Genomic DNA, 25348 nt, shown 5'->3' on the forward strand with positions numbered 1-25348 from the left:
ATTGTAATGTCTCAGAAAAGCCCGGCGAGTTATTCGGCCGGGCTTTTTTGTGCCTGGTTATTGTTGAGGCGCGATAGGGCAATAACGGCCGCTATCTGGAACCCAGACAGAACGGGTTTCCCAGCGACAATTATAAGCGACACGCTGTTCTTCCTGTTGGGTGAAGTAGGTATTATGCTGGTGCACATACACACCACCTGGAGCGTAGTAATCTGGTCCTGGAATGGTCCAGTTTGCCGGGCAGCTTTTATTAGACAGAACAGTCCGTGTGTCCCAGGCCGGTGCAGAGACGGCACTGTGTTTAGCCGTTAGCTTATAATGACATGTTTTATAAGACACATTGACCAGCTGAGTACGGTAGTCGCATACCCAAACGCGGCGCTCATCCCAGTATCCACCACAATTGGCGTTGTTAACCTGAGTGTCGTAGAAGGTGTTATAGTCTGTGACCTGCATACTGTCGGCAGGCTGAGCCTGAGCTGTAGCCGCAGCACATACCAGCGTAGCTCCAATGATTGTTTTGATATTACGTATCATAAGTTAGTCCTTTTTAGGTTGTTAGCAGATACCTGATAAGACTGCTCCTTCAACTAAACAAAAATGTTTAGTGCTTTACTAATCAGGCTGCCATAGTGAAACACAGGCAAGATCTCAATGTAAGACAGGGGCGTGTGATAAATTTTCATCCCTGAAAAAGGCTATTATCTGCTTGTTTTACCTTGGACTAATGGTGTTTTGTCATATAACTAAAGGGCTGCTCATGAATTTGTCATATAAATACACTAGACAAACCAAACATGAAAAAGATAAAATGACAGCGTTGTCATTGAGATCTATTATCACCTTGAATACGCTTCTGCCCGAACGTTTAATGGAATAATCAGATAGCACAGCTCGCCTACATTAGATTAGTTTATTAATTAGGTCCAAATCTTCTACATAACTCATCGCAATCACTGTAAAAAAGTGCATAGCTTGTGATATATTCACCTCGTTTGTAACAAACTATAACCAAGTAATTATTTATTCTTTCTATATCAGTGGGTTAGATTTTTGTTGAAAAAATCTTATGTTAGCCACACAAAAAGATGTAGCGAATCTGTAATTTTGGGTGTATGGTTTGTTATTAGATGACAGCGTTGTCATCATCACTGGGCAGAAGTGATTTAAAAACCAACAAAATGATTCAAGGGGAATCCTGTGTTAGCTAATAATTTTAAGAAAAGCTTACTTGCAGCAAAGGTTGGCCTAATCCTGGGTACGGGTGTGACAGGCGTGGCGTTTGCTGAAGAAAACCAGACTGGCGTGAAAGAAGATGTTGAAGTTATTGAAGTACGCGGTATTCGCCGCTCACTGGAAGCTTCACTGAATACCAAACGATTTGCGACTTCTGTCGTTGATGCAGTTTCTGCAGAAGATGTAGGTAAATTCCCTGACAGTGATGTCGGTGAAGCACTAGGTCGAATCTCTGGTGTATCTGTTGGCAGACAATTTGGTCAGGGCCAGCAAGTGTCTATTCGTGGTGCTTCAGCTCAACTGACGCGTACCTTGTTGAATGGGCACACAGTTTCTTCAACAAACTGGTACGATCAACAATCTATCGACCGCAGCTTTAACTATTCACTTATGCCTGCGGAAATGGTCGGTGGAATCGATGTTTATAAGTCATCTCAGGCCGATCTACCAGAAGGTGGTGTTGGTGGTGTTATCATTGTTAAGACCCGTAAGCCGCTTGACCTTGACGCTAACACGGTATTCGGCAGCGTAAAATTTGATTATGGTTCAATTGCTGAACAGTGGGACCCTGAAGTTTCTGGCTTATACAGCTGGAAGAATGATGACGAAACCTTCGGTGCATTGGTGGCGCTAGCGCGTAAAGAAACTGAATATCAACGTCGCGGTACAGAAACGATTCTGGCCTGGGGTGGCGCTGTTGCACCAACAGTATTCAAACAAGAGCGTGAGCGTACAGCTTATAATATTGCACTGCAATATGCGCCAACCGACGAGATGGAGTTTGGTCTGAATTATACGGCGCTTGACCTGCAGGCTGACAATATCAACTCTTCTCTGTTCTTGTTTTCACAGGGCGCAGATGCCGCACGTTGGATCCCATTTGGTGACAAATACAGCAACGGTGGTGCCGATGAGAATCCGGTAGATGGCCCACTGGGTAATATGCCTGCGTGTCAGCAGGTGAATGCATCAAATGACTGTGTTAAAACCACGTTAGATGCACTGGCTGGTGGTAGCTGGGGTCAGACCTGGGTACGTGATGCAGAAATGGATTCTCAAACCATTGAAATTAATGGTAAATACACTACAGATAACTTTGTGATCGATGGTCGTATCGGTACAACAAAGTCAGACGGGGGTACTAACTTTACCGCAGCGCAGCGTGAAGGTATTGGCCAGGCGTCTGATTTTGCCGGTGTCTATGATGCAACTGGCAAAATTTATCATGTCGACACAGCTGTGAAGTCTTGGACGCGTGATGATTTTGTAGGTGACGGTAAATTAGATATCCCAGGCTGGTCTATTCGCAGTCAGCCAAATACCGACGAGGAAGACTTTGTACAGGGTAATATTAAGTTTTTTGTAGACTTTGGCGCTATTACGTCGATTAAAACGGGTTTCTCGTATGCAGAGCACTTTGTTGAAGAACGTACCTTCTGGCCAAATCCGCGCGTTGCGTTAAATGATGTAGATGGCACTGCGACTAAACTGTATAAGGAAAGCCAGCTTGAACTTTCTCAGGGCATGCTATTCCCAGAAGCAGACTATGATGCGATGTTGTCGCGTGCACAAAATACATTAGGCGAGTGGGAATTACTGCGCTCTGGTTATGGTACAGTTGAAGAAGAGAACTTCGCAGCGTATGTCATGGCTGAGTTTTCTGCGGAAGGTATTCGCGGTAACTTCGGTCTGAGATATATCAGTACTGACGCCGAGTCTGATTTCTTTGCGGTCGACTTTGCTGGTCTGGCAGCTGGTAAGTATAAAGAAGGTGGTGTACTTGAGGGTTATCAGGCATACGAAAGAACACTGACGACGGAAAAGGGCAGTTACAATGATGTGCTGCCAAGCGTTAACGTGGTATTCGACCTGGCAGACGATTTAATTTTACGTACTTCAGCCTCTCAGGTAATTGCACGTCCAAACTACGCGGATATGTTCTCTCGCCAGGAGCAAACAGGCTTTAACGACGATCTGGAGCTAAACGAAGTGTTGTCAAAAGGCTCGCCAGCGCTCAAACCGTTTAAAGCAACCCAGGCAGACCTGAGTATTGAGTGGTACTATAGTGACAGTGCGTTGCTATCAGCAACTTATTTCATCAAAGACATTTCTAACTTCACCACAGCAACACTTGTCCAGGATCAGTCGTTGGGTATCGTCGATAACTTTGGCAACGATAACTGGACCCTGAGTACTAAGCGTAATGCGGTCGGTGGTCAAATTCGCGGTGTTGAATTGCAATGGCAAAACTCGTTCGATAACGGTTTTGGTTACGTTACTAACTACACCTTTGTTGACGCAGATGCAGAAGGCGAAAACTACGCTGACCTGATCCCTGAGTTTTCTGATTCAAGTAAGCACACGGTTAACCTGGTGGGCTTCTATGAAACGGATGATTACACGATTCGTGCAGCATACAACTGGCGCTCAGAATACATGATCCGTGAAGGCGCGAAGTTCTACGGCAACCGTATGCATGACGACTATGGTACGTTAGATATTACGGCAACTTACACACTGAACGACTACATTGGTTTCTCTTTTGAAGTCGTGAACCTGCTTGAAGAAGACAGCGTTCAGTATGGTGCAGCCAGTGATGGTGCCTCAGTGAAGAATGAGCTGAAGAATAACTACCCGGCTTGGTCTTTCGAAGGTGAAAGACGAATTAAAGCAGGTGTTAACTTCCGCTTCTAATTTGTGTTAATTAAAAAACCCAGCTTGTGCTGGGTTTTTTTTTCTAAAAATTAAACTGTTGATATTTATGCAATCAATCATAATTGTTGGCGGTGGTACGGCTGGCTGGCTGACCGCGGTCATGTTAAACCACAGCTATAACAAACTCGGGCAACAAGTAGAGATACATGTCATAGAAAGCCCGGAAGTGGATATCGTCGGCGTTGGTGAAGCGACCGTACCAGCTATCAAGGATTTTCTTCAGGCGGTGGGGATCAGTGAGTACGAATTTCTTCGTCATACCAATGCAACAATAAAAAATGGCATTCTATTTAGAAACTGGCGCACCGCAAAAAACGGCCGTACCCACGAATATTTACACCCGTTTGAGCAGCAAAGAATAGAAAAGCGACTGGATATTTCGACTTCCTGGTTGCTGAGCGAACGTGAGTTACCCTACGACCAATCGGTATCACTGGTTTCAGCTTTGGTATCACAAGAGCTTGCGCCAAAAACGCTATCAGGTAAGGAGTATGAGGGCCTGTTTCGTTACAGCTATCATCTGGACGCGCGATTATTTGGACATTATCTCAGGAATTTTGCTCAGGCACGTGGCGTAAAAAGAACGGAAGCTCATGTCAGTAAGGTTGTTACTGAGCAGGGTAAAATCGTTCGGCTGGAGACTGAGCATGGTTCATTCCAAGCTGACTTGTTTGTTGATTGCAGCGGTTTCAAAGGACTGTTAATCAATAAGGTTGAGCCCCAGGGTAACTGGATGTCGTATCAAGACTCGTTGCTGTGCGATAAAGCGGTCACGGTACAACAGCCCCATGAGCCACGGTATAAGCCCAAACCTTATACGGTCTCAGAAGCGCTAAGCAGTGGCTGGGCCTGGCGCATAGATCTACAGAACAGGCAAGGTGCTGGGTACGTCTATAGTAGCCGTCACCTCAATAAAGCTGAGGCCGAAAAAGAGTTCAGGGCATACCTGGGATTGCCCCCTGAGGTCACCGTCAGACACCTCGATATGCAAATAGGCCGACGTAAACAACAATGGGTCGGAAACTGTGTCGCGGTTGGCCTGTCCAGTGGCTTCATTGAGCCGCTTGAATCAACCGGGATCCACCTGATTTATCTTGCCGCCCGGGCGATTGCTTTGCATCATAACTTTAACCATACAAACCAGGTGATCAGAGACAGTTTCAATCGTCAGATGGGCCAGACTTATGATGAGCTGAGAGACTTTATTGTGATGCATTATGTGCTTTCTGACAGAGAAGATAGCCCGTTCTGGCGAGATGTTAAAGGGACTTTAGCGCATACACCGTCACTTGAAGCGCAGCTTGAACTGTGGCGCCATAAAGTGTGTGAGTACTTTGATGTCTGCAATAGCGCGTCTCATATGTTCAGTGACGCCAGCTATCGTTACATTCTTTATGGCATGGAATACTATCCCAAGTTAAATTTACCCAGTCGTGCGGGAGAGTTTACGGATGTGTTTGCGCAAATTGCGAAGTGGCAAAAAGAAGTCACCAGAGTGGCAATACGTCATACTGATTTTTTAGACGCTTTACAATCAAATGGCAATTTGGTTACTGTAAAAATGAAGTAAATATGGGTTACCTGTGAAAGAAATCAAGAAATATGTGGTAGTGGGTGGCGGAACCGCAGGCTGGCTTTCGGCCAATCTACTTGCTGCACAGCTTAAAGACATGCCGACTCATTCGGTCACTTTGATTGAGTCTCCGACTATCCCCATTATCGGTGTGGGGGAGGGAACCGTCCCGTCAATTCGCAAGACATTACAAAAAATTGGCTTACCGGAAACCACACTATTTCAGGAATGCGATGCAACGTTTAAACAGTCAATCAAGTTTGTAAATTGGCTGGATAAGCATCGCCATGGGAAAAATAATGCCTATCATCATTTGTTTGACTATCCTTTTCCATTCGGTGAAAACCTGGCCGATTTTTGGCTGGCTGAGGGTAAGGGTGAGCACTTTGCGGATATGGTTTCATTTCAGGGCAAGTGCTGTGATGAGCATAAAGCACCCAAGCTCATTACACATCCAGAATATCAGGGGGTATCTGATTACGCTTATCATTTCGATGCACATAAGTTTGCCGGCGTGCTTGCCAAACACGCTATGGAGAACTTTGGCGTGGAACATATCCGGGCGAATGTAATCAACCTTAAGCAATCTGTGTGTGGCAATATAGAACAGCTGGTGCTGGATAACGGCGCTGTGGTTGACCTTGACATGGTTATAGATTGTAGCGGGTTTTCATCATACATACTGGGACAGCAGCTTGCAGTGCCATTTATTTCTAAGTCTGATCAGCTATTTATTAATCGCGCACTGACAGTTCAGGTGCCGTACACTTCAGAGGTATCACTACCCCCTTATACAATATCGACAGCCCATCAGTTCGGCTGGATTTGGGATATCGGACTGACGACCCGAAGAGGCGTGGGCCTGGTATACGATGATTCTTTGACCAATAAAGAGACTGCATACGCAAAACTCGCCCGTTATTTAGGCCGTGACCCCGAACAATACACGGTCAGAGATATTCCCATGCCGGTGGGTGTCAGAGAAAAGGTGTGGGTCAATAATTGCGTGGCCATTGGCTTGTCACAGGGATTTGTTGAGCCGCTAGAGGCAACGGCAATCTTGCTGGCTGATTTTTCAGCCAACTTGCTGTGTAATAAGTTGCCCCGGTTTGCTGATGAACTGCCCGCTATCGCCACACAGTTTAACGAGCGTGTGGCGCATGCCTGGCTAAGAGTACTCGATTTTGTGAAGTTACATTATTGTATTTCGGATCGACAGGACAGCGAGTTTTGGCGTAAAAACCGATCTGCTGACAGTATTCCAGACTCCCTTAAGCAGCGTCTTGAATTATGGCGCTATGCACCACCTGGCGGCGACGACTTTATGACCAAGTTCGAGGTGTTTGATGTGGAGAACTACCTTTATGTATTATACGGCATGAAATATGGTACGCGTAGCAAGGCACTGTCTGGGGCTGAGATTAAGCGGCTCTCTCAACAAGTAGCGCAGGTACGTGAAGTTGCGTTGCAGCAATGTCAGTCTCTTCCGTCACACAATCAGCTGCTGGCGCTGATACAGCGCCATGGTATGCACAAAGTTTAGCTATTGGGCGTTAACCTGAAAAAAGAAGCCACGGTAAGACGGCCATTACTCGGGTTAGCGCTGATACTGTGAGGGTGCACATTGGCGCTGTGCAAAATATTACTTGGATAAAGCACCAGGCGATTAAACTTGGCTTCTATATTCAGCACTTGCTCAAAGAGCTGGTTGGAGCCATTGAGGTAGCCATCGGGATCCTGTTGTTGAGACTCCACCATATTAACCATAGCCATGATCTCGTCCTGACTGTCCTGGTCGAAACGGACTCTATTTGCAGGTTTAAACCGGTAGATGGAGGTGCCGCCCATATGTGGACCACATAGATAATGAACGCTGGCATATTCCTGGTTGTCTGTAGAGTCGATGTGCGGCATCTTTTGAACACTCAGAAGTTGTTCAGGCTGCTGAGTGATCAGTGACAGCATACAACGATGGATCTGAGGCTCAACACCCTCAAACAGTGTTGTGAGCAAAGCGCTTAGTACTCTGTGATAGGGCAGAGGTAATGCATCTCGGATCCCGGGGTAGAGGGTGCCATCTTTACCTATCGGATTAAAGTAGGCTGATTTTTGTGCAAATGCTTGCACCTCTTCCGGGTTTTCCAAAAAATCATCAACGACATAAACGTCACAATGACATTCATCGAGGGTGATTTTTTCAATCTTAAGATGCGCATTGAGTACGGGTTTCATTTACTTTAACCTTTGCGGACGGAATGATTATTGACTGCTTGCATACAACAAACGCAGTAGTACCGCAATAGCCTACATGGTCGTACGGTGAGAGTAAATTAGCTTATCTAAGATTTTGAAATACAACCGTTCAGAGCCCATGGCAGCGTAACTTTTGTGTGCTTTTTTAAAGTCACTTATTTAAGTCGAAAAGTACTTATTTTAACCGGCAAAGCGATGTGCCAAATTAAGGTATGAAAAAAACAAATTGTAGGAACGAAAGAAACAAAATTGTTATCAACTAGTGCTTTCCTTTTGCCGTCAAAACCATTAGCCTATGGCTATATTTGATTATAATTACATTTAAAACGGAGCAGTATTATGGCGGAGCAACAAGTGCAGCCTTTACACAACGAAAAACATGCCAACATTAAAGTAAAAAATGGCATTAACGTAGAATTCTTGAAATCTCAGCACTTGATCCCGGTCGTTGCACACGAGTTTGCACGTGTTGCAACTGAATTCCCGATGGCATTTGTTAAGAACACTGAAAGTGGCCAGTTCCAGGCTGTTGCCCTGTTTGGCCTTGAGCCAGGTGAAAACCTGTTTGTACAAGATGGCGAATGGACTGCGGGTATTGCGCCACTGGCAGCATCTCGTTACCCATTTGGTCTGGTTAAGCACCCAGAGCAAGACCAGTACGGCATCGTAATCGACGAAGCAAGCTCACTGGTTGGTGAAGAAGAAGGTAGCGCTTTGTTCGAAGATGGCAAAGAAACAGAATACCTGGAGCGTCGCAAAGAAGCACTGGTTAACTACATTGAGTTTTCTCGTGTAACTGAAGCATTCACACAATACCTGGCTGAAAAAGAGCTGCTTGTTCAACAAACTCTGACAGTTGAAATCGCTGGTGAGAAGAAAGACATCAACGGTATTTATCTGGTAGACGAGCGTAAGCTAAACGAACTGAATGATGAAGAGTTCCTGGAACTGCGTAAGCGTGGTTACCTGGCGCCAATCTTCTCTTTCCTGACTTCAACGCATCAGGTTGGCCGTTTGGCACGTCTGAAAGCAAAGCGTCAGGCAAGCTAAGTCACTCGTGACTTTATTGTAAGAAAGCGCCTTAATGGCGCTTTTTTTTTATCGCTTTTTTTTGTATCCGAAATTTAAATCCGGCAACTTAGTTCCACAATAAAAGAACAACAGGAACCGGACATGCGCCATATACTATTCACCTCATCCTTTATTGCTGCACTGAGTGCTGCACACCCCGCTTTTGCATCTAAACCTGAGGCGCCCATCGCCATTGCTATTCATGGTGGTGCTGGCACGATTGAAAAATCACGCTTCACACCTGAACAGGAAAAAGCCTATAGACAGACGCTTAAAGTGGCTGTTGAGCAGGGCTATGCGGTCTTAGAGCAAGGTGGTGAGAGCCTGGATGCTATTACTGCAGCAATTAAAGTACTGGAAAATTCTCCGTTTTTTAATGCCGGAAAAGGAGCCGTGTATACTTATGATGGCGCTCATGAACTGGACGCATCGATTATGGATGGACGGGATCGTCAGGCAGGTGCGGTTGCCGGGGTGAAGCATGTGAAAAACCCTATCATTCTGGCCAGAGCGGTCATGGAAAAGTCGGTGCATGTCATGCTCAGCGGTACCGGGGCGGAAGAATTTGCTAAGCGAGAGGGCATGTCATTCGTGGACAACGACTATTTTGATACGCCTCACCGTTATGAAGCCTGGCAAAAAGCACGTAAGAAACTGGAGCAAGCTGAGCAGGGCAGCAAAGACTATCAGGCACAGCATCAGCAGTTGCCGCAGCAATATAAAATGGGCACTGTGGGGGCCGTTGCCCTGGACAAAAATGGCAATCTTGCAGCAGGTACGTCGACAGGAGGTATGACAGCAAAACGATTTGGTCGTGTTGGTGACTCTCCGATTATCGGCGCAGGCACCTTTGCAGACAATGATTCTTGTGCGGTGTCAGCCACGGGGCATGGTGAGTATTTTATTCGCTATAACGTTGCCGCTGATATCTGTGCAAGGGTGCAGTATCAGGATAAGTCCGTGGCGCAAGCCGGACAGGAAGTGATTTTTGGTCCTATGTTTGAAGCTGGCGGGACAGGTGGGGTAATCATTTTAGACGCTCAGGGCAACTTTAGCATGCCATTTAATACCAAAGGCATGTATCGTGCCAGCAAATCCAACACTCAGCCTACCTACGTGGGTATTTTCAAAGAGACAGACTAACCCTATTCAGCCTGCTTAACGTCTGCAAACTTAGGCAATTTTTGTAACGCCAGCTACTATTTAATATGAAGCTGGTGTTTTCTTAGGGGAATGAAATATGCAATCTGTCAAAGTAGCAGACTATCTTAATCATCGTCCGGTGACTTTTAAAGCGGACATGCGCATCGAGTCGGCCGTGGAAAAACTACTGCAAAGTGGTCAGGCCGGAGGTCCCGTGATCGACGACATGCAACGCGTAGTGGGCTTTTTATCAGAGCAGGACTGTATCCGAACTATGCTTGAAGCTACTTATCAGAACGAATCTCATAGCATAGTGGCCGATGTGATGAATGCTGAACCTTTGTGTGTCAGCCCGGACGATAGCATTCTAAAGCTGGCTGACAGAATGACCGCCGATAAACCAAAAATCTATCCGGTGTGTGACAGTGACTGTCGGCTGGTTGGGGTGATCAGTCGCACGCATGTACTGTATGCTATCGATAAACATCTGCATGATACCTATGAGTCGGGACATCGTTTTGTCTGAGGTCTGAAGCCGATTTTCGAACGGGGAAGCTCAACTCCTCATCAACGTGGTGTCAGTGATATTTCGCACCGCTCGTAAGGATAGCTATTCTACGGTATCTTTAACGTACCAGTCCTTGTCAAAGGGACTGGGCTGGCTGCGTGCTTTTTGTTAGACTACGCGACGATTTTCTCAGTAACAAGGTGTCGTGTAGTGGATTTGCAGTCGTTGTATTCGAACATAGCGGATTGCCTCAAAAAGGATCAGTTTCTCTTTAAAAAACGTCTTCAGGGCGTTAAAAAAATAAAAGATGAAGCGAAACAACAAAAGGTACTTACTCAGATAACGCGTGATATAGAGCACAGCAAAGTGCTCAGAGTGAAGCGTCAGGCTGGCCTGCCGAGTGTGCAATACCCCGAAGCGTTACCTGTTAGTCAGAAAAAAGACGACATTAAAAAAGCCATTGCCGAAAACCAGGTCGTGATAGTGGCGGGTGAAACCGGCTCAGGTAAAACCACTCAGCTGCCCAAAATCTGCCTGGAACTGGGCCGCGGTGTTGATGGTTATATTGGTCACACTCAGCCACGACGTCTGGCAGCGCGAAGCGTGTCAAACCGCATTGCCGAAGAGCTCAATTGTGAGCTAGGTCAGGAGGTCGGATTTAAGATCCGCTTTAGCGATCAGGTGTCTGATAAGAGCTATATCAAATTAATGACCGACGGTATCTTGCTGGCAGAAATACAGCAAGACAGGTATCTGAACCAGTACGATACCATCATTATTGATGAAGCCCACGAGCGCAGTCTGAATATCGACTTTATCCTTGGCTATCTGAAAAACCTGCTCCCGAAGCGCCCAGATCTCAAAGTGATCATTACCTCAGCAACAATCGATCCGGAACGTTTTTCCAGGCACTTCAATAACGCCCCAATCATTGAAGTATCTGGGCGTACCTATCCGGTAGAAGTGCGCTATCGGCCCGTGATTGATGCCAGCGGGGATGAAAGTGAAGCCGAAAACGACCAGCTACAAGGGATTTTCGATGCCGTAGACGAGCTGTGTGCAGAAGGCCCCGGAGACATCCTGATTTTTATGAATGGTGAGCGGGAAATTCGCGATACGGCCGATGCACTGAGTAAACGCAACCTCAAAGGAGTCGAAATTCTGCCTTTGTATGCCCGTTTGTCTAATGCAGAGCAGAACCGCATTTTTGCCGCACACAGCCATCGTCGCATCGTACTGTCCACCAACGTAGCCGAAACCTCTCTGACCGTACCTGGGATCCGTTATGTTATCGACCCCGGCACCGCACGGATCAGCCGTTACAGCTATCGTACTAAGGTGCAGCGATTACCTATTGAAGCTGTCTCTCAGGCCAGTGCCAATCAGCGTATGGGACGTTGTGGCCGGGTCGCTGCGGGTGTCTGTATCCGTTTGTACTCAGAAGAAGATTTCCTGGGTCGTCCGGAATTTACCGATCCGGAAATTCTGCGCACCAATCTGGCATCGGTTATTTTGCAAATGCTGGCACTGGGCCTGGGAGATATCAAGCGTTTTCCGTTTGTGCAAGCACCCGACAACCGCAATATAACAGACGGTGTCACCTTACTTGAGGAGTTGGGTGCTGTTAAACCTGCCGCCAGGCGTGAGCAAACCACGCTGACTCAGACCGGACGCAAGCTCAGCCGCTTACCCATAGATCCACGCCTTGCCCGTATGGTACTGGCATCAGCACCTTTGGGGGCATTACGTGAAGTGATCATTATCGCAGCGGCTTTGTCAATTCAGGATCCCAGAGAGCGGCCGCAGGAAAAGCGTGGCGCAGCGGACGAAAAGCATGGCCGGTTCGAAGATGCAGACTCCGATTTTATGGCGTTTCTGAATCTCTGGCAGTATCTTGAAGAGCAGCAGGAAGCACTCAGTCGCAGTCAGTTCAGAAAGCAATGCCAGAAAGACTTTTTAGCTTATATGCGCGTCAGAGAATGGCAGGATATTGTTTATCAGCTGACAACGGTGTGCACAGAAATGGGCCTCAAAGGCTCGGGTAATGATGCCAGCTTTGAAGCCATTCATCAGGCGTTGTTGAGCGGTATGCTGAGCCATATTGGTCAAAAAGACGAGAAAAAATTCTATAAAGGTGCGCGCAACAGCCAATTCCATATATTCCCAGGGTCTGGCTTGTTTAAGAAAAGTCCGAAATGGGTGATGGCAGCCGAGTTGGTCGAAACCAGCAAGCTGTATGCCCGCATCAATGCCAAGATTGATGTTAACTGGGTTGCGCCCCTGGCGGAGCATCTGGTTAAACGTAGTTACAGTGAACCACACTGGGAAAAGAAACAGGGGTGTGTCATCGCGTTTGAACAGCAAACCCTGTATGGTCTGATCATTGTTGGCAAAAAGCGAACGGTTTACAGTCAGATTGAACCGGTGCTGTGTCGTGAACTCTTTATTAAAGAAGCACTGATTGCTCAACAGTTAGGACAAAACGAGGCCTTTTTAAAGCACAACCAGGCGCTGATTGAGGACATCCAGGAGCTGGAAAACAAAGCTCGTCGTCGTGATATTCTGGTCGATGAACATCTGATGCAGGCGTTTTATGAGGAGCGGATCCCGGCCGATGTAAATAATCGTGCCGCTTTCAACCACTGGTGGAAAGACAAGAAAAAAACTGACAAACGTTTTTTGCATATGGATCGGGATGCCCTGATGCAGCACGAGGCGTCACACATTACGGCGCTGGATTATCCTGACGTGTGGCAGCAGGGTAATCTGATGCTGCCTTTAAGCTATCATTTTGAACCCGGTCAGCCCGTTGACGGCGTGACGGTGAACATCCCCTTACCACTGCTTAACCAGGTGGCTAATGAAGGGTTTGACTGGCATATACCAGCACTGCGTCATGAACTGATTTGTTCCTTGATTAAGAGTTTACCAAAGAGCCTGAGACGCAACTTTGTACCAGCACCAAACTACGCCGATGCGGTGCTTGCTGCTATAGAGCCGATGCAGGGGGGCTTCCTGGAAGCGCTGGCCAATCGTTTATTGCGTATGACGGGCGTTAAAGTTGATGCTGAGGCGTTCGATCTCGGAGCACTGGAGTCGCACTTAAAAATGCAGTTTCAGGTGCTGGACGAACACAACAAGGTGATTGCACATGGCTATGACCTGGATGCACTCAAAGCCAAATTACAAGGCAAGGTCACGCAAACCTTGTCAAAAGTGGCAGAAGAAGGCATTGAGCAGGAAGGGCTGACGCAGTGGTCATTTGGTAACTTGCCAGAGGAATACACCAAAAAGCAGGGCGGCTATGAGATCAAAGCTTTCCCGGCGCTGGTAGATAACAAGCAAAGCACTTCAATCAGTTTATTTGACCATCCGCTCAAGGCACAACAGGCACACCGCCTTGGTTTACGTCGGCTGGTGATGCTGAACGTGCCCTCACCGGTGAAATATTTACAACAGCACTTACCGAATAAAGCAAAGCTGGGGCTGTATTTTAATCCGTTTGGTAAAATTAACGACCTGATTGACGATTGCACTGCAGCGGGAATAGATGCCTTATTGGGAGATTACATCGCGATCCGCTCTGAGCAGGACTTTGAAAAAGCCAAAGAACATGTTCGGGCTGAACTTGGAGACAAAGTGGTAGAAATCGCGTCCGCGGTTGAGCAGGTGCTGAGTATTGCACATAGCGTGAATAAACGTATGAAAGGTCGCGTTGACCTGACTATGATCACTGCCCATGGAGATATCAAGTCTCAGCTGGAAAGCCTGATCTTCAAAGGGTTTGTCAGCCAGCATGGCGCGCACAAATTGCCGGACTTACTGCGCTATATGAAAGCCATTGAAAAACGTCTTGAGAAGTTGCCGGTCGATCCAAATCGTGACCGTTTGTGTGTATTGGAGCTTGAAAAAGTGGCCGCTGCATACGCAGATAAGTGTAATAAGCAGCCAAAAGGGTTGCCAATGCCAGAGGCCCTGGATGAAGTTTTTTGGATGCAGCAGGAACTTCGGGTGTCTTTATTTGCTCAAACACTAGGTACACCTTATCCAATTTCAGCAAAGCGGATCACCAATGCGCTAAATGAGATCGAATAGTGTGTTTTGACTTGCAATTTGCATTGGGGCAATTACCTTATTAAGAGGAAACTATTTTTGGATTGTGAAAAGGAAGCGGCATTGACTATGTCCACACAGGGGAGCAGGATGAAAACGCCGCATGTTTTAGTGGTTGATGATGAGTATTTCAATTTTGAGATGCTCTCTATGGCTTTGTCGGACGCATTTAAATTTAGCTACGCTGAGTCAGGTAAGAGCTGCCTGTCTAATGCAATTGCAGATCCACCGGATGTGATCTTGCTCGACGTTTGCATGCCTGGACTCGATGGCTACGATACATGCCGAATGCTGAAAAACACGCCTGAAACGCGAGATATTCCCGTATTGATGGTGTCGGGTCTGGAGTCGGAGCAGGAGAAACAGGCTGGTTTTGACGCGGGCTGTGATGCATACGTGGTTAAACCCTTTTCAATGCAATCCTTGTCGGAAAAAATAAAAAATATGGTGCAAATTATTCCCAGGTAATTTTTTGCAGGCAAGCAATGATAATAATGAGTGGAGCACGCCATGATACATGAGGATAAACGGCGCTTTATGCGCATGATGGTCAATACCCAGGCACAATTAACGGTCTTGTCCACGGGTCATAAACTGCAAGGCACTTGCCATGATTTAAGTGCTACGGGTTTGTCGATCATCGTTGAGGAGCCGATTGAAATCAACGAAATGTTAGACGTATTTATCGATAGTCACGGTGGGTCCATTCCTCCTCTCAATGCTCATGTCAAAGTTATCCGCTGCGGCAACAACACCGAAGGTGAAGGCTATATGCTGGGCCTCGAGATTGTGCAGTTTAATTAGTTCCCCTGATTTAGTTCAACTATCGGTTCGTGTGCATGTGACGGACCGCCCATACAAAGCAGGAACGCAGGTGTGTCCCTGCTTTGGTAAATTTCGACATCACTTCCACACTATTTGCACATTGACCTTACATACTGATTAGCATCTGGTCTTACAAGTTTAGAATTCTGCTCACAGGGGTAACGACACCATGAAACTGACAATACGGCACAAGCTGCTGGCTATTTTGCTGTTGGTCAACACCGTATTGATCATGGCGATTTACTTTGCAAATCAGGCGGCTTTTGAAAAGAGTTTTCGTGATTATATTCAGCAAAATAGCCGCGCACGACTGGTTGCGCTGATGCCGACTATTCGTGAAAATTACGATCGTTACGGTGAGGAATGGGTGTATCATCGTCATCCGGCCTGGCATCAGCTGGTACAAGAAGTGCGAGGTAATACTGTCACCTCGACATCAGCCGGTACCAGTCCTTCTTATGACAGCTACGACAGCCCTTCTATGCAGCGGCCTCGCAGGCGACCGGAACATGCAGATGGGAGCCCTGGCGGTGAACGTCGAGGACGGGGAGAAGCTAACGAGCAGGGCGCTCAGGCACAGTATCAATCTGACAAACGTCCGCAGCCCGGTGCTGAGCGTCCACCCAGAGGAGAGCGAGGTGAATACCCACCGAAAAAGCGCAGACCTCCGAGAGGGCGCGGAGATAATGGTAGTGGTCGTTTGGTCTATAAGAATGCAGCTGGAGAGCAGGTGATAGGTTCACTGACGACAACCAGAACGACCTTGTGGGAGCCTGTTCACCAGTCCGATTCTCCAGCGTCGCCTCTACTGGGGTATGTTGGCCTTGAAGATGGCCTGGTTATGAGTAACCGTTTTGACAGCTTGTTTGCCGAACGACAAAAAAATTGGTTCATGTATATCGCCATTGTAGCCCTGATCGCGTCGAGCTTACTGGCGATACCATTCAGTCACTTCCTGGTTGCGCCTGTACTGGCGCTGCGTCGGGCGGCGCAGAATCTGGCAAGAGGGGACTATCAGAGTAACCTGAGCACTGATAGCAACGACGAGTTGGGTATGCTGGCCCGAGATTTGAACACTTTGTCAGAAACCCTGCGGGAAAACCAGCAGGCAAGACAGCAGTGGATCGCCGACATTTCTCACGAACTGCGCACACCTATCGCTGTGTTTAAAGCTGAGCTGGAAGGGATGATTGATGGGGTTATAGAAACTAACCCTGAGCAGCTTCATTCTTTGCACGAAGAGATCAGTCGTTTGACTCAGCTGGTTGATGATTTACATCAGTTATCTATGTCGGACAGAGGGTCTCTGAGCTATCAAATGTCACCACATTGTTTGGGCGATATCGTTGAACAGACATTCGGTAATCATCAGGCTCAGTTGACGAATCAACACTTTAAGTGGCAGCTGGACGGAGATAAGTCGTTGCAGATGGCGTGTGATGACAGGCGGATGACTCAGTTATTTAGCAATCTGATGCAAAACACATTGCGTTACACCGATTCAACGGAGCACAGTCCCGGCCAAATCCGGGTGACGATTAAAAAACAGGGAGAGCAAACCGAGATCGTCTGGCAAGACAGCTCACCCGGAGTAGAGCCCGAGTTGTTAGATAAACTCTTTGACCGCTTGTATCGAGTCAAACAGGCAAGAGATCGTGTGTCAGGTGGCTCGGGCCTTGGGCTGGCGATTTGTACCAGCATAGTTCAGGCGCATAACGGTACAATCTCGGCCCAACAAAGTGAGCTTGGCGGTCTGGCTGTGGTGATGCGCTTTTCCTAAAAGGGTTGTAAATTCAAGCCATTTCACTTAGTTTTGGGAAGTAGAAGACCCAAGGTGAAAGTGAACGCTGAAAATGCATAAAGTACTAATCATTGAAGACGAAAAAAAGCTTGCAACCATTTTAGGTAAGTATGTCACTCAGGCTGGCTATGAGTTGCATATGGTTCATGATGGCGCCGAGGCTCTGAATGCCGTTGACACCTTTAAACCAGATATTATTCTGCTTGATCTTATGCTACCTAATGTTGATGGTATCGTGATTTGTCGTGAGGTGAGGCGCCATTCTATGGTTCCCATTATTATGACTACCGCTAAGGTGGAAGAAATCGATCGGTTACTTGGACTTGAAGTGGGCGCGGACGATTATGTTTGCAAACCTTATAGCCCACGTGAGGTGGTTGCCCGCGTTAAAGCAATTTTGCGCCGGGTAGGGGCAAATCCCGTCCAGACAGAGCAACTGGCACTGGATGAAAACACGCTATTTGTCACCTATCAGAACAGCTCTGTAGAGCTCACTCAGGTGGAGTTTGTTTTATTGCAAACCTTAGTCGCGCATCCCGGGCGCATTTACAATCGCTCAAGACTGATGGACTGTATCTATGACGATGATAGGATTGTCAGCGATCGAACAATAGACAGCCACATTAAAAAAATTCGTAAGAAGCTTTCTCAACTCTCACCGGATAGCGAATTCATTCACTCCATATATGGTGCTGGCTATAAGTATGAGCTGAACACCTAGCCCGGCAGGTATGAGAGAGTCTTTCGTAATGGCGCCCTGGCAACGCCTATTTTGTGAGGCGCACAAGCTTGATGCGCAATATGTTCAGTTACTTGGCCCCGTTTCAAAGTGGCTGGCGGAGCAGATCAGGCAAGGCTCACCTTTGTGCCTGGGGATCAGCGGCTCGCAGGGAAGTGGCAAATCGACATTGGCCGGCTACTTAAAAGCTGCGCTTGTCCAGCAGGGGTTGCGCGTTGATTGTGTGTCACTGGACGATTTCTATTTGAGCCAGGCCGAGCGGGCAAAACGCGCCGATGATATACACCCGTTGTTTCAGACCCGGGGTGTACCGGGGACTCACGACACCGTCCTGGCAGCTGAGGTACTAGCGCGGTTTCGGGCGCAACAGCCTTTGACATTGCCCCGGTTTGATAAATCTATGGACGAGCCATTTTCGTCCGCGCACTGGCACCACTGCGATAGCCTGGACGTGCTGATTTTTGAAGGCTGGTGTTTGGGCATAAAAGAGCAGCCGGAACAAAGCCTGACTTGCCCGATTAATCAGCTGGAGCAGGAACAGGATCCTGATGGCAGGTATCGCCATTCTGTGAACCACTTTCTCAAAGCAGATTACCAGCCCTTGTTTTCACAGCTTGATAAACTCCTGTTTCTCAATGCCGGGGACTTTTCGCATGTTGCCCGCTGGCGCCTTGAGCAAGAACAAAAACTGCGCTTGTCAGGCTCGCAGTCACGCCGTATGTCAAAGCATGAGATCACACACTTTGTGCAGTTTTTTCAGCGTCTGACTCAATGGGGGATCAAGACTTTACCTGGTCAGTGCGACGTTGAACTAAGCTTGTCTGCGCAGCGTGATATTTTGACGATGACAGGGCTCCACTAATACCAATTTCATTTAATACCTGTTCAATTTGAAGGAGCAAATATGCCGCTAACTGTGTTAGAAATTTATCATTTAGAGCAACTAAATAGCAAAATTTCTGCCTTGTTATCGACGATATTTTCTTGCCTCAAAATAGAACACTTAATTAAGCAAATTGGTATAATTCACATTGTCGTATTAGGATACAATAAACTTATAAGGATAAACCAACATGCACAGCACTCTTTTTACTTTACCTGCTTTTTTACTGTTGAGTTTTGCGAGTATCAGTGCAGAAAAAGCGCATAGCACTGAGCAGATAAAAGTAGAAACTCTGACAAAGCAGCAACAAAGCTGGAACGGAGCAACCCTGCCTGCCTATCCAAAAGGTCAACCAGAAGTGCGCATTATGCGCTTTACCATTCCTGCCGGACAGACCTTGCCTATCCACAAGCACCCTTATATTAATGCTGGTTTGATGATACAAGGTGAGCTAATGGTTGAGACAGAAACCGGTGAGACCTTACATATCAAGGCCGGCGATACCATAGTCGAAGTACTCAATACCTGGCACTGGGGCAAAAATGTTGGTAAAGAGGCTGCACAGATAGTGGTTTTTTACGCGGGTGTTAAAGATCAGGCCGTCACGCTTAAGCCTGAATAAAATGGTATTTTACCGCGATCAACCTGGATCGCGGTAATCCTTATCTAGCTGACACAAATGCCATATCTTGGCAGAATATCCACTATGATGCTCTGGCGGTGTTTCTTTGCCGCATCATGAAAATGTTTCCAGTCAGAATCAAGAAAGCCCGGATGATACTGATAACAGCGCTCGTCTCCCGTTTCCAATGTCGTTCCGAGTGCCTGATGCTTCCATGAGCCATGGCCCTTTGCGATATAGCTGAGCTGATGAGCACCCAGACCAAAACGGTCGTTCGCAATGGCATCCAGCCACTGGTGATGGCGTGTTTCGCCGTTATCACTGATAAACTGATTAAAACACTGAGCAATTTCGTTTCGTACATGTGGCGATAGCCCGGTGATAGGCTTTACCAGATAAGTTTGAAAAACCTTACACAGCTCGTCTGCCGCCTGCAAAAAGTCGCTGGGGTTGTTGCGTTCAATGTACTCACCCAGACCGTTTGTATAAGACCAGTGCTGATGAGGCAGGTCGGGGTGTGAGAGCGCCTGACCATGGCCAAGGCTGGGAATATTGTCTTGCAGAATATTGGCGAAATAATCAGTGACCTTATCTATCAGGCTGTGGTGCTCCTGACCATTGTTATCTGTGATATTGCGTACATGGTTTACCGGATGGTCGACGCCTGCAAAGCCCCGGTGTCCCCAGGTATCAATAAACACATGGGCAGTGATCCCCAGTCGGTGTAATGAATAAGGGTGGTCTTTATCTGCCAGTACCTCTGCAACCATGTCCTTTGCTACATGAGAGTGTGGGCGGCACACCAGTTTTTGAATAAAGCTGCCACTTGGGTTTTCGCCTGCCGGTAAGCCGCCATTACCCGGCAAAAAATGAAATGGTACCCAGACTTTCATATTTTTAAGGCTGTCCAGATTACGATACTCAAGCATTTTGTGTGCAGTTGCTATCCGTTCATAAGCGGCGCCATTGTCAAACTCAATATGACCATAGTTAGTGGCGTCGTCTACATACTGCGCGGCGTGCGCTATGGTGGTGGCCTGAGCCGGGGAGAAGCCAGCATCTCGTGCCACAACCCAGGTCATGGCGTGATGAAGATCAATTTGCATCATTTTTCCTTGCGAAAATCGATTAATGCAGTAAACGGTACACTATTCAACGAATTAATCCTACTGATGATGACGTGAAACGGATATAATAGCGCTCATTTTCAGATAATTGTATTCGGTATTCAGTGGTGCCGCAGAGAGTGTGTATGAATAAAGGTTTTATGTTGGTTTGTGATGGCAGCAATGGAGCAGGCAAAACAACCGTGATTCAGGGCATTGCCGATTATCTTGAGCAACAGGGTTTTGACGTCGTACTGACTCGTGAGCCGGGCGGAACGCCGATAGGTGAGAAGATCCGTACTGTTATTTTAGACCCCACTACACCCGAAATGGGGTCAGTCACTGAGCTTATGCTGTTTGGTGCGGCACGGGCACAGCATGTCCAAGAAAAGATCCTGCCGGCACTTGAAGCGGGGAAGGTTGTGATCTCCGATCGTTTTGACGCCGCGACATTCAGCTTTCAACATTATGCGCGAGGCATAGACCTGGAGACAATCACGACGATTAACGAATTGGCGCTGGGCGGCTTTAAACCCGATATGAACATCATTCTGGATTTAGACCCTGAACTTGGTTTAACACGCGTAAATCAACGTGGTGAAGGGCTAGATCGGATGGAAGATGAAAAAATGGAATTTTTACACCGGGCACGGCAAGGTTATCTGGCCCAGGCACAGGCTGAACCAGCGCGATTTAGTGTGATTGATGCATCGCAAGATAAACAGGCTGTGCTGAGTGCCTGTTTAAAAGTCGTAGATTCGTTAGTAGCGGCTAGCCGTCAGCAAGACGATAACAGTTAACTGGTGCGATGATATGTACCCCTGGCTAGAACCGGTTTTATCTCAATTACAGACGAGCTACCAACAACAGCGCTTTCATCATGCTCAGTTGCTTTATGGTATGGTTGGTGTTGGAAAGCTCGAGCTGGCCCAGTCACTTGCGGCAGCGTTGCTGTGCAAACAGGCTGGCACATCACTGTATGCTTGTGGGCAATGTAAAAGCTGCCTGCTTTTGGAAGCAGACAACCACCCGGACAAACTACTGATAACGGCCGAAACACAAAGTATCAGTGTTGATGCTATTCGGGGCCTGAATGAGTTTATATTTCACTCAGCTCAGCAAGGAGGAAACAAAGTTGTTGTGATAGATGGCATTGAGAAGCTCACCGAGTCGGCTGCCAATGCGCTTTTGAAAACGCTTGAAGAGCCCGCCAAAGGGCGATACCTGCTGCTGTTATGCAACGACAGTGCACGCGTGGCCGCAACGGTTTTGAGCCGCTGCAACAAGTTGAATGTAGGTGTGTTTGATGGTAATGCGGTAGAAAGCTGGCTTGCCCAGCAGGGGATCCACACCAGTCAATTTCCCTGGATCAGCAATTTTATGTCGCAGCCGCTATTATTACAAAAGTGGTCACAGATGCAGCAACTCAATGACATAGACTACTTGTGGCAATCCGCACAGCGCCTTGGCGAAGGCGTCGATAGCGATGCTCTGACAAAAGCCCTGCAAGCTGATACCAGCCTGATACAGGTCTTTTGCGGTTTTGCACTGGCTGCCATCAACAATCGGATTGTGACGAGGCAGTTGGATTTTAGCAAAGCACAGGCTGCTATTGGGATAGTGAGGCGGTTTTCAGTAGACCAGCATACTGTGTTAGGCTTAAACTTGTCCCTGAGTCTGTCACGATTATGCTATCAGTTGCAGCAAACCTTAAGATAGGAGTCAAGGTGCAAGAATTACTAGTCGATTTTGAAGACAATGACGAGCTATATCGCAGCTACATGCCATACCAAAAAAGCGGCGGTCTGTTCGTGCAAACCAATAGTCGTTATGAAATGGGCCAGGCGATAACGCTACGTATTACTTTGCCCGATGCGCTCGAAGAAGATGTAGTGACCGGAAAGGTTGTCTGGATCACGCCACAAGGTGCGCAAAACTCAAACCCACCTGGAATAGGCGTTGGGTTTGAAGCAGAAGACGAATTACTGAACGATAAAATAGTAAAAATGCTGGGCACTATGCTGAACACAGGTAAGCCCACCTACACCATGTAAGAGTAGTTATGATTGTAGATTCTCATTGTCACCTTGACAGACTGGACTTTGATAAGCTGGGTAAAGCATTACCCGAGATCCTCACGGATGCCAGAGCAAAGCAGGTTGAACACTTTTTATGTGTGAGCGTTACCCTGGCTCAGTTTCCGGCCATGCTGGAAAAAATTCTCCCCTTTGACGATGTGTCAGCTTCTTGCGGTGTGCATCCATTAAACCAGGACGATGCACTAGACCCGGCGCTATTAAAAGAGCTGGCTCAGCACCCAAAAGTCGTGGCAATTGGTGAGACTGGGTTGGATTACTACTATTCAAAAGACACACACCAGGTGCAAAGGGACAGCTTTGCACAGCATATTGATATTGCTAATGAACTCAACAAGCCACTGATAATTCATACTCGTGATGCCAGACAGGATACACTGGACATTATGCGTGCGCATCAGGCGCAGCAGTGCGGCGGTGTATTGCATTGCTTTACGGAGAACTGGGAGATGGCAAAGCAGGCCATTGATATGGGGTTCTATATTTCTATCTCTGGGATTGTTACTTTTAAAAATGCCACAGAGCTGCAAGATGTTGTTAAGCGTTTGCCTCTGGACAGGCTGTTAATTGAAACAGACTCTCCTTATCTGGCGCCTGTGCCACATCGTGGTAAAACCAACCAACCAGCCTATGTGCAGGATGTTGCGTACTTTATCGCAGATTTAAAAGGTATAAGTTACAAGGAGTTAGCCAGCGCAACAACGGAGAATTTCTACCGTTTGTTTGGTCTGGCTCAACGTGGTAATGTCTGCTAACGATTCTGACTTACCTTATGTATTGCTCGGCCCTATGGTGCGCCGGGCAGAGCCAACACAAATTTGCCTGCAGTTTGTTACTACGGCAGCGCCAGCGTTCGAGCTTGAAATCGACGGGATTGAGGTAGCGGTTGAGCAAAGTGAAATCAGGCTGGGTACGTATTTATATCTGTGTTTTTTACTGATCACTCCAAGCCAAGGCCATTTTAAATGCGATACCAACCTGAGCTATCGTATTAAGGCGCAGGGATGTTGGCTGGATCTAAGTGCGCTGAGCTACACTGGCTCACCACAGCTTATGGTGCCCGAATCCATTCACAGCGTGCTTCACGGCTCGTGCCGCAATCCGCATCACCACAGCCGAGACAGCCTGGCAACTGCGGATGACTATCTGCGTCAGACTTTGCATGACAAGACAAAACGCCCCTCACTGTTATTAATGTCCGGAGATCAGATTTACGCGGATGATGTGGCGGGCCCGATGCTTATGGCCGCACACAGACTGATCTCACTACTCGACATTTACCCTGAGGACAATGTTGCTCTGACTTTGCCAGAGTCTTTGGACCAGCAGCTCTATCAACGTCATCATTGGTTACCAAAAACGCCCTGGCAGGAGCGTAGTAAGTGGACGATGGGTCACTGGCTTAAAAAAGATGAGGTACATTTCTCTAGTGTTAAGGCTGGCAATCACCTGATCACGCTTGAAGAATTTATTGCCTGCTACCTGCTTAACTTTAGTTACCAGGCCTGGCAGTTGGTCGATTTGGCGCAGTTGCATGGCGACGCTCTGAGCCATGCCCAGTCACTTGAATTTGCTGCGGACAAGCGCGCTTTGCTGGGGTTTATTGAAACCTTACCGGCGGCCCAGCGATTGTTTGCTAACGTCTCTACATTAATGATGTTTGACGATCATGACGTGACAGACGACTGGAACCTGACCGCGAGGTGGGAGCAAAATATTGCCAATTCTCCGGCGAGTCGACGGATCATAGCCAATGGCCTGATAGCATACTGGTTGTTCCAGGGATTGGGTAATGATGCCTTGTGCGCGACAGGTAAGTTGATCGATGGGTTTACCCGATGTCTTACAGCCCATAACAAATGGGCGCTGGCCAGCTTCGACAAGGCCCTGCACCGTTTTACACAGTGGCATTATTGCCTCGACACACAGCCAAAAGTTGTGGTGTTGGATACGCGTACCCATCGCTGGCGCAATGAGCAGGATTTCAATGAACCCAGTGGCCTCATGGACTGGGAAACCCTGATGGAATTGCAGGAGCAAATGCTGAACCAGGACGCTGTCTTGCTGGTGAGCCCGGCACCGGTATTTGGCGTCAAAGCGATAGAAACAATACAGGCAGTGTTCAACGCATGTGGTCATCCTCTGGTGGTGGATGTAGAGAACTGGATGGCGCATGAGGGCGCTGCGAAAAAACTGATCGACATTTTTAAGCGCGAAGATACACCTCGTGAGACCATTATTCTATCTGGTGATGTGCATTACTCATTCTGCTTCTCTGTCGCGGCTCGTTTTGGCCGGCACGATAATCGGATCTGGCAGCTTACTTCTTCAGGCATAAAAAACGAATTTCCAAAGCGCCTGCTGCATATCCTGGAAAAACTGGATACCTGGCTTTTTGCTCCCTGGAGTCCGTTCAACCTGTTTACTAAGCGTTGGCAGTTGTCGGTGCGAAAACACCACAGTGACAGTGTTGGTAAACGCTACTTAGTGAGTGCATCTGCCATCAGTCTGGTTGAGTTACAAAAAGGAAGACTGAGCCGCTATCGTTTACTGCGCTCAGATGGGGAGGTTACTGAATTTGCCTTATCTGAACATGATGATACTCGCTGTTAACTCAATAACCGACATCTCAGCTGGATTGTAAAGTTTTGCTATAGTTACAAC

At 47.4% G+C, this 25348-nt stretch carries 21 protein-coding genes; 18 read left to right on the plus strand and 3 right to left on the minus strand.

The window, feature by feature from the left end; translation table 11 throughout:
- Positions 1 to 57: 57 nt before the first annotated feature.
- Positions 58 to 537, minus strand: coding sequence for a hypothetical protein (locus CWB99_RS09545; RefSeq protein WP_138552894.1), 480 nt, complete (start codon positions 535 to 537; stop codon positions 58 to 60).
- A gap of 663 nt (positions 538 to 1200) precedes the next feature.
- On the opposite strand from CWB99_RS09545, the gene CWB99_RS09550 reads away from it, so the two are divergent.
- The 3 genes from CWB99_RS09550 (at position 1201) to CWB99_RS09560 (ending at position 7067) form a co-directional block, all read left to right on the plus strand.
- Positions 1201 to 3930, plus strand: a complete 2730-nt coding sequence (locus CWB99_RS09550) for a TonB-dependent receptor (protein WP_138552893.1) — start codon at positions 1201 to 1203, stop codon at positions 3928 to 3930.
- Between the two features lie 67 nt (positions 3931 to 3997).
- Positions 3998 to 5521 (plus strand): tryptophan halogenase family protein, encoded by a 1524-nt coding sequence (locus CWB99_RS09555; protein ID WP_138552892.1) that lies wholly within the window; start codon positions 3998 to 4000, stop codon positions 5519 to 5521.
- Positions 5522 to 5534: 13 nt separating this feature from the next.
- Positions 5535 to 7067 carry a tryptophan halogenase family protein gene (locus CWB99_RS09560; protein ID WP_138552891.1) on the plus strand — a complete coding sequence of 511 codons (1533 nt, stop codon included), beginning with the start codon at positions 5535 to 5537 and terminating at the stop codon, positions 7065 to 7067.
- On the opposite strand, the gene CWB99_RS09565 is transcribed toward CWB99_RS09560, so the two are convergent.
- Positions 7064 to 7756: a DUF6445 family protein gene (locus tag CWB99_RS09565; RefSeq protein ID WP_138552890.1), complete on the minus strand. Its 693-nt coding sequence runs from the start codon at positions 7754 to 7756 to the stop codon at positions 7064 to 7066. The two genes, CWB99_RS09560 and CWB99_RS09565, sit on opposite strands and share 4 nt — an antisense overlap.
- A 360-nt stretch (positions 7757 to 8116) precedes the next feature.
- Here CWB99_RS09565 and CWB99_RS09570 point away from each other — a divergent pair, with 360 nt between their 5' ends.
- From CWB99_RS09570 to CWB99_RS09615, 10 genes are all read left to right on the plus strand, one after another.
- The gene (locus tag CWB99_RS09570) at positions 8117 to 8827 is read left to right on the plus strand and encodes a SapC family protein (RefSeq protein WP_138552889.1); all 711 of its coding nucleotides are present in this window, start codon (positions 8117 to 8119) and stop codon (positions 8825 to 8827) included.
- Positions 8828 to 8950: 123 nt separating this feature from the next.
- Positions 8951 to 9991: an isoaspartyl peptidase/L-asparaginase family protein gene (locus tag CWB99_RS09575; RefSeq protein WP_138552888.1), complete on the plus strand. Its 1041-nt coding sequence runs from the start codon at positions 8951 to 8953 to the stop codon at positions 9989 to 9991.
- Positions 9992 to 10088: 97 nt separating this feature from the next.
- Positions 10089 to 10517, plus strand: a complete 429-nt coding sequence (locus CWB99_RS09580; protein WP_054016805.1) for a CBS domain-containing protein — start codon at positions 10089 to 10091, stop codon at positions 10515 to 10517.
- A gap of 192 nt (positions 10518 to 10709) precedes the next feature.
- A complete protein-coding gene (gene hrpA / locus CWB99_RS09585; protein ID WP_138552887.1) occupies positions 10710 to 14594 on the plus strand; it encodes an ATP-dependent RNA helicase HrpA in 3885 nt (1294 codons plus the stop codon).
- An 87-nt stretch (positions 14595 to 14681) separates the two neighbouring features.
- Positions 14682 to 15080, plus strand: coding sequence for a response regulator (locus tag CWB99_RS09590; RefSeq protein WP_010381687.1), 399 nt, complete (start codon positions 14682 to 14684; stop codon positions 15078 to 15080).
- Positions 15081 to 15122: 42 nt separating this feature from the next.
- The gene (locus CWB99_RS09595; protein WP_138552886.1) at positions 15123 to 15416 is read left to right on the plus strand and encodes a PilZ domain-containing protein; all 294 of its coding nucleotides are present in this window, start codon (positions 15123 to 15125) and stop codon (positions 15414 to 15416) included.
- Positions 15417 to 15606: 190 nt separating this feature from the next.
- Positions 15607 to 17217: an ATP-binding protein gene (locus CWB99_RS09600; RefSeq protein WP_138552885.1), complete on the plus strand. Its 1611-nt coding sequence runs from the start codon at positions 15607 to 15609 to the stop codon at positions 17215 to 17217.
- Positions 17218 to 17290: 73 nt separating this feature from the next.
- The gene (locus CWB99_RS09605) at positions 17291 to 17959 is read left to right on the plus strand and encodes a response regulator (RefSeq protein ID WP_138552884.1); all 669 of its coding nucleotides are present in this window, start codon (positions 17291 to 17293) and stop codon (positions 17957 to 17959) included.
- Between the two features lie 10 nt (positions 17960 to 17969).
- Positions 17970 to 18839 (plus strand): kinase, encoded by an 870-nt coding sequence (locus CWB99_RS09610; protein WP_212748508.1) that lies wholly within the window; start codon positions 17970 to 17972, stop codon positions 18837 to 18839.
- A 211-nt stretch (positions 18840 to 19050) separates the two neighbouring features.
- Positions 19051 to 19482: a cupin domain-containing protein gene (locus CWB99_RS09615; RefSeq protein ID WP_138551358.1), complete on the plus strand. Its 432-nt coding sequence runs from the start codon at positions 19051 to 19053 to the stop codon at positions 19480 to 19482.
- 44 nt (positions 19483 to 19526) lie between these two features.
- On the opposite strand, the gene CWB99_RS09620 is transcribed toward CWB99_RS09615, so the two are convergent.
- Entirely contained in the window at positions 19527 to 20588 is a 1062-nt protein-coding gene (locus CWB99_RS09620; protein WP_138551357.1) for a DUF6765 family protein, read from the minus strand.
- A 146-nt stretch (positions 20589 to 20734) separates the two neighbouring features.
- Between CWB99_RS09620 and tmk the strand changes: the two genes are divergently transcribed.
- The 5 genes from tmk to CWB99_RS09645 are packed head-to-tail and all read left to right on the plus strand — an operon-like array spanning position 20735 to position 25297.
- The gene (gene tmk / locus CWB99_RS09625) at positions 20735 to 21388 is read left to right on the plus strand and encodes a dTMP kinase (RefSeq protein ID WP_138551356.1); all 654 of its coding nucleotides are present in this window, start codon (positions 20735 to 20737) and stop codon (positions 21386 to 21388) included.
- A 13-nt stretch (positions 21389 to 21401) separates the two neighbouring features.
- Positions 21402 to 22307 carry a DNA polymerase III subunit delta' gene (gene holB, locus CWB99_RS09630; RefSeq protein ID WP_138551355.1) on the plus strand — a complete coding sequence of 302 codons (906 nt, stop codon included), beginning with the start codon at positions 21402 to 21404 and terminating at the stop codon, positions 22305 to 22307.
- 8 nt (positions 22308 to 22315) lie between these two features.
- Positions 22316 to 22642 (plus strand): PilZ domain-containing protein, encoded by a 327-nt coding sequence (locus CWB99_RS09635; RefSeq protein WP_138551354.1) that lies wholly within the window; start codon positions 22316 to 22318, stop codon positions 22640 to 22642.
- A gap of 8 nt (positions 22643 to 22650) precedes the next feature.
- Positions 22651 to 23439 carry a TatD family hydrolase gene (locus CWB99_RS09640; RefSeq protein ID WP_138551353.1) on the plus strand — a complete coding sequence of 263 codons (789 nt, stop codon included), beginning with the start codon at positions 22651 to 22653 and terminating at the stop codon, positions 23437 to 23439.
- Positions 23429 to 25297, plus strand: a complete 1869-nt coding sequence (locus CWB99_RS09645) for an alkaline phosphatase D family protein (protein WP_138551352.1) — start codon at positions 23429 to 23431, stop codon at positions 25295 to 25297. Before CWB99_RS09640 ends, CWB99_RS09645 begins: the two co-directional genes overlap by 11 nt.
- The last annotated feature ends 51 nt before the right edge of the window (positions 25298 to 25348 follow it).

Origin of the sequence: Pseudoalteromonas rubra (assembly GCF_005887095.1) — a bacterium.
GTDB classification, from domain to species: domain Bacteria; phylum Pseudomonadota; class Gammaproteobacteria; order Enterobacterales; family Alteromonadaceae; genus Pseudoalteromonas; species Pseudoalteromonas rubra_E.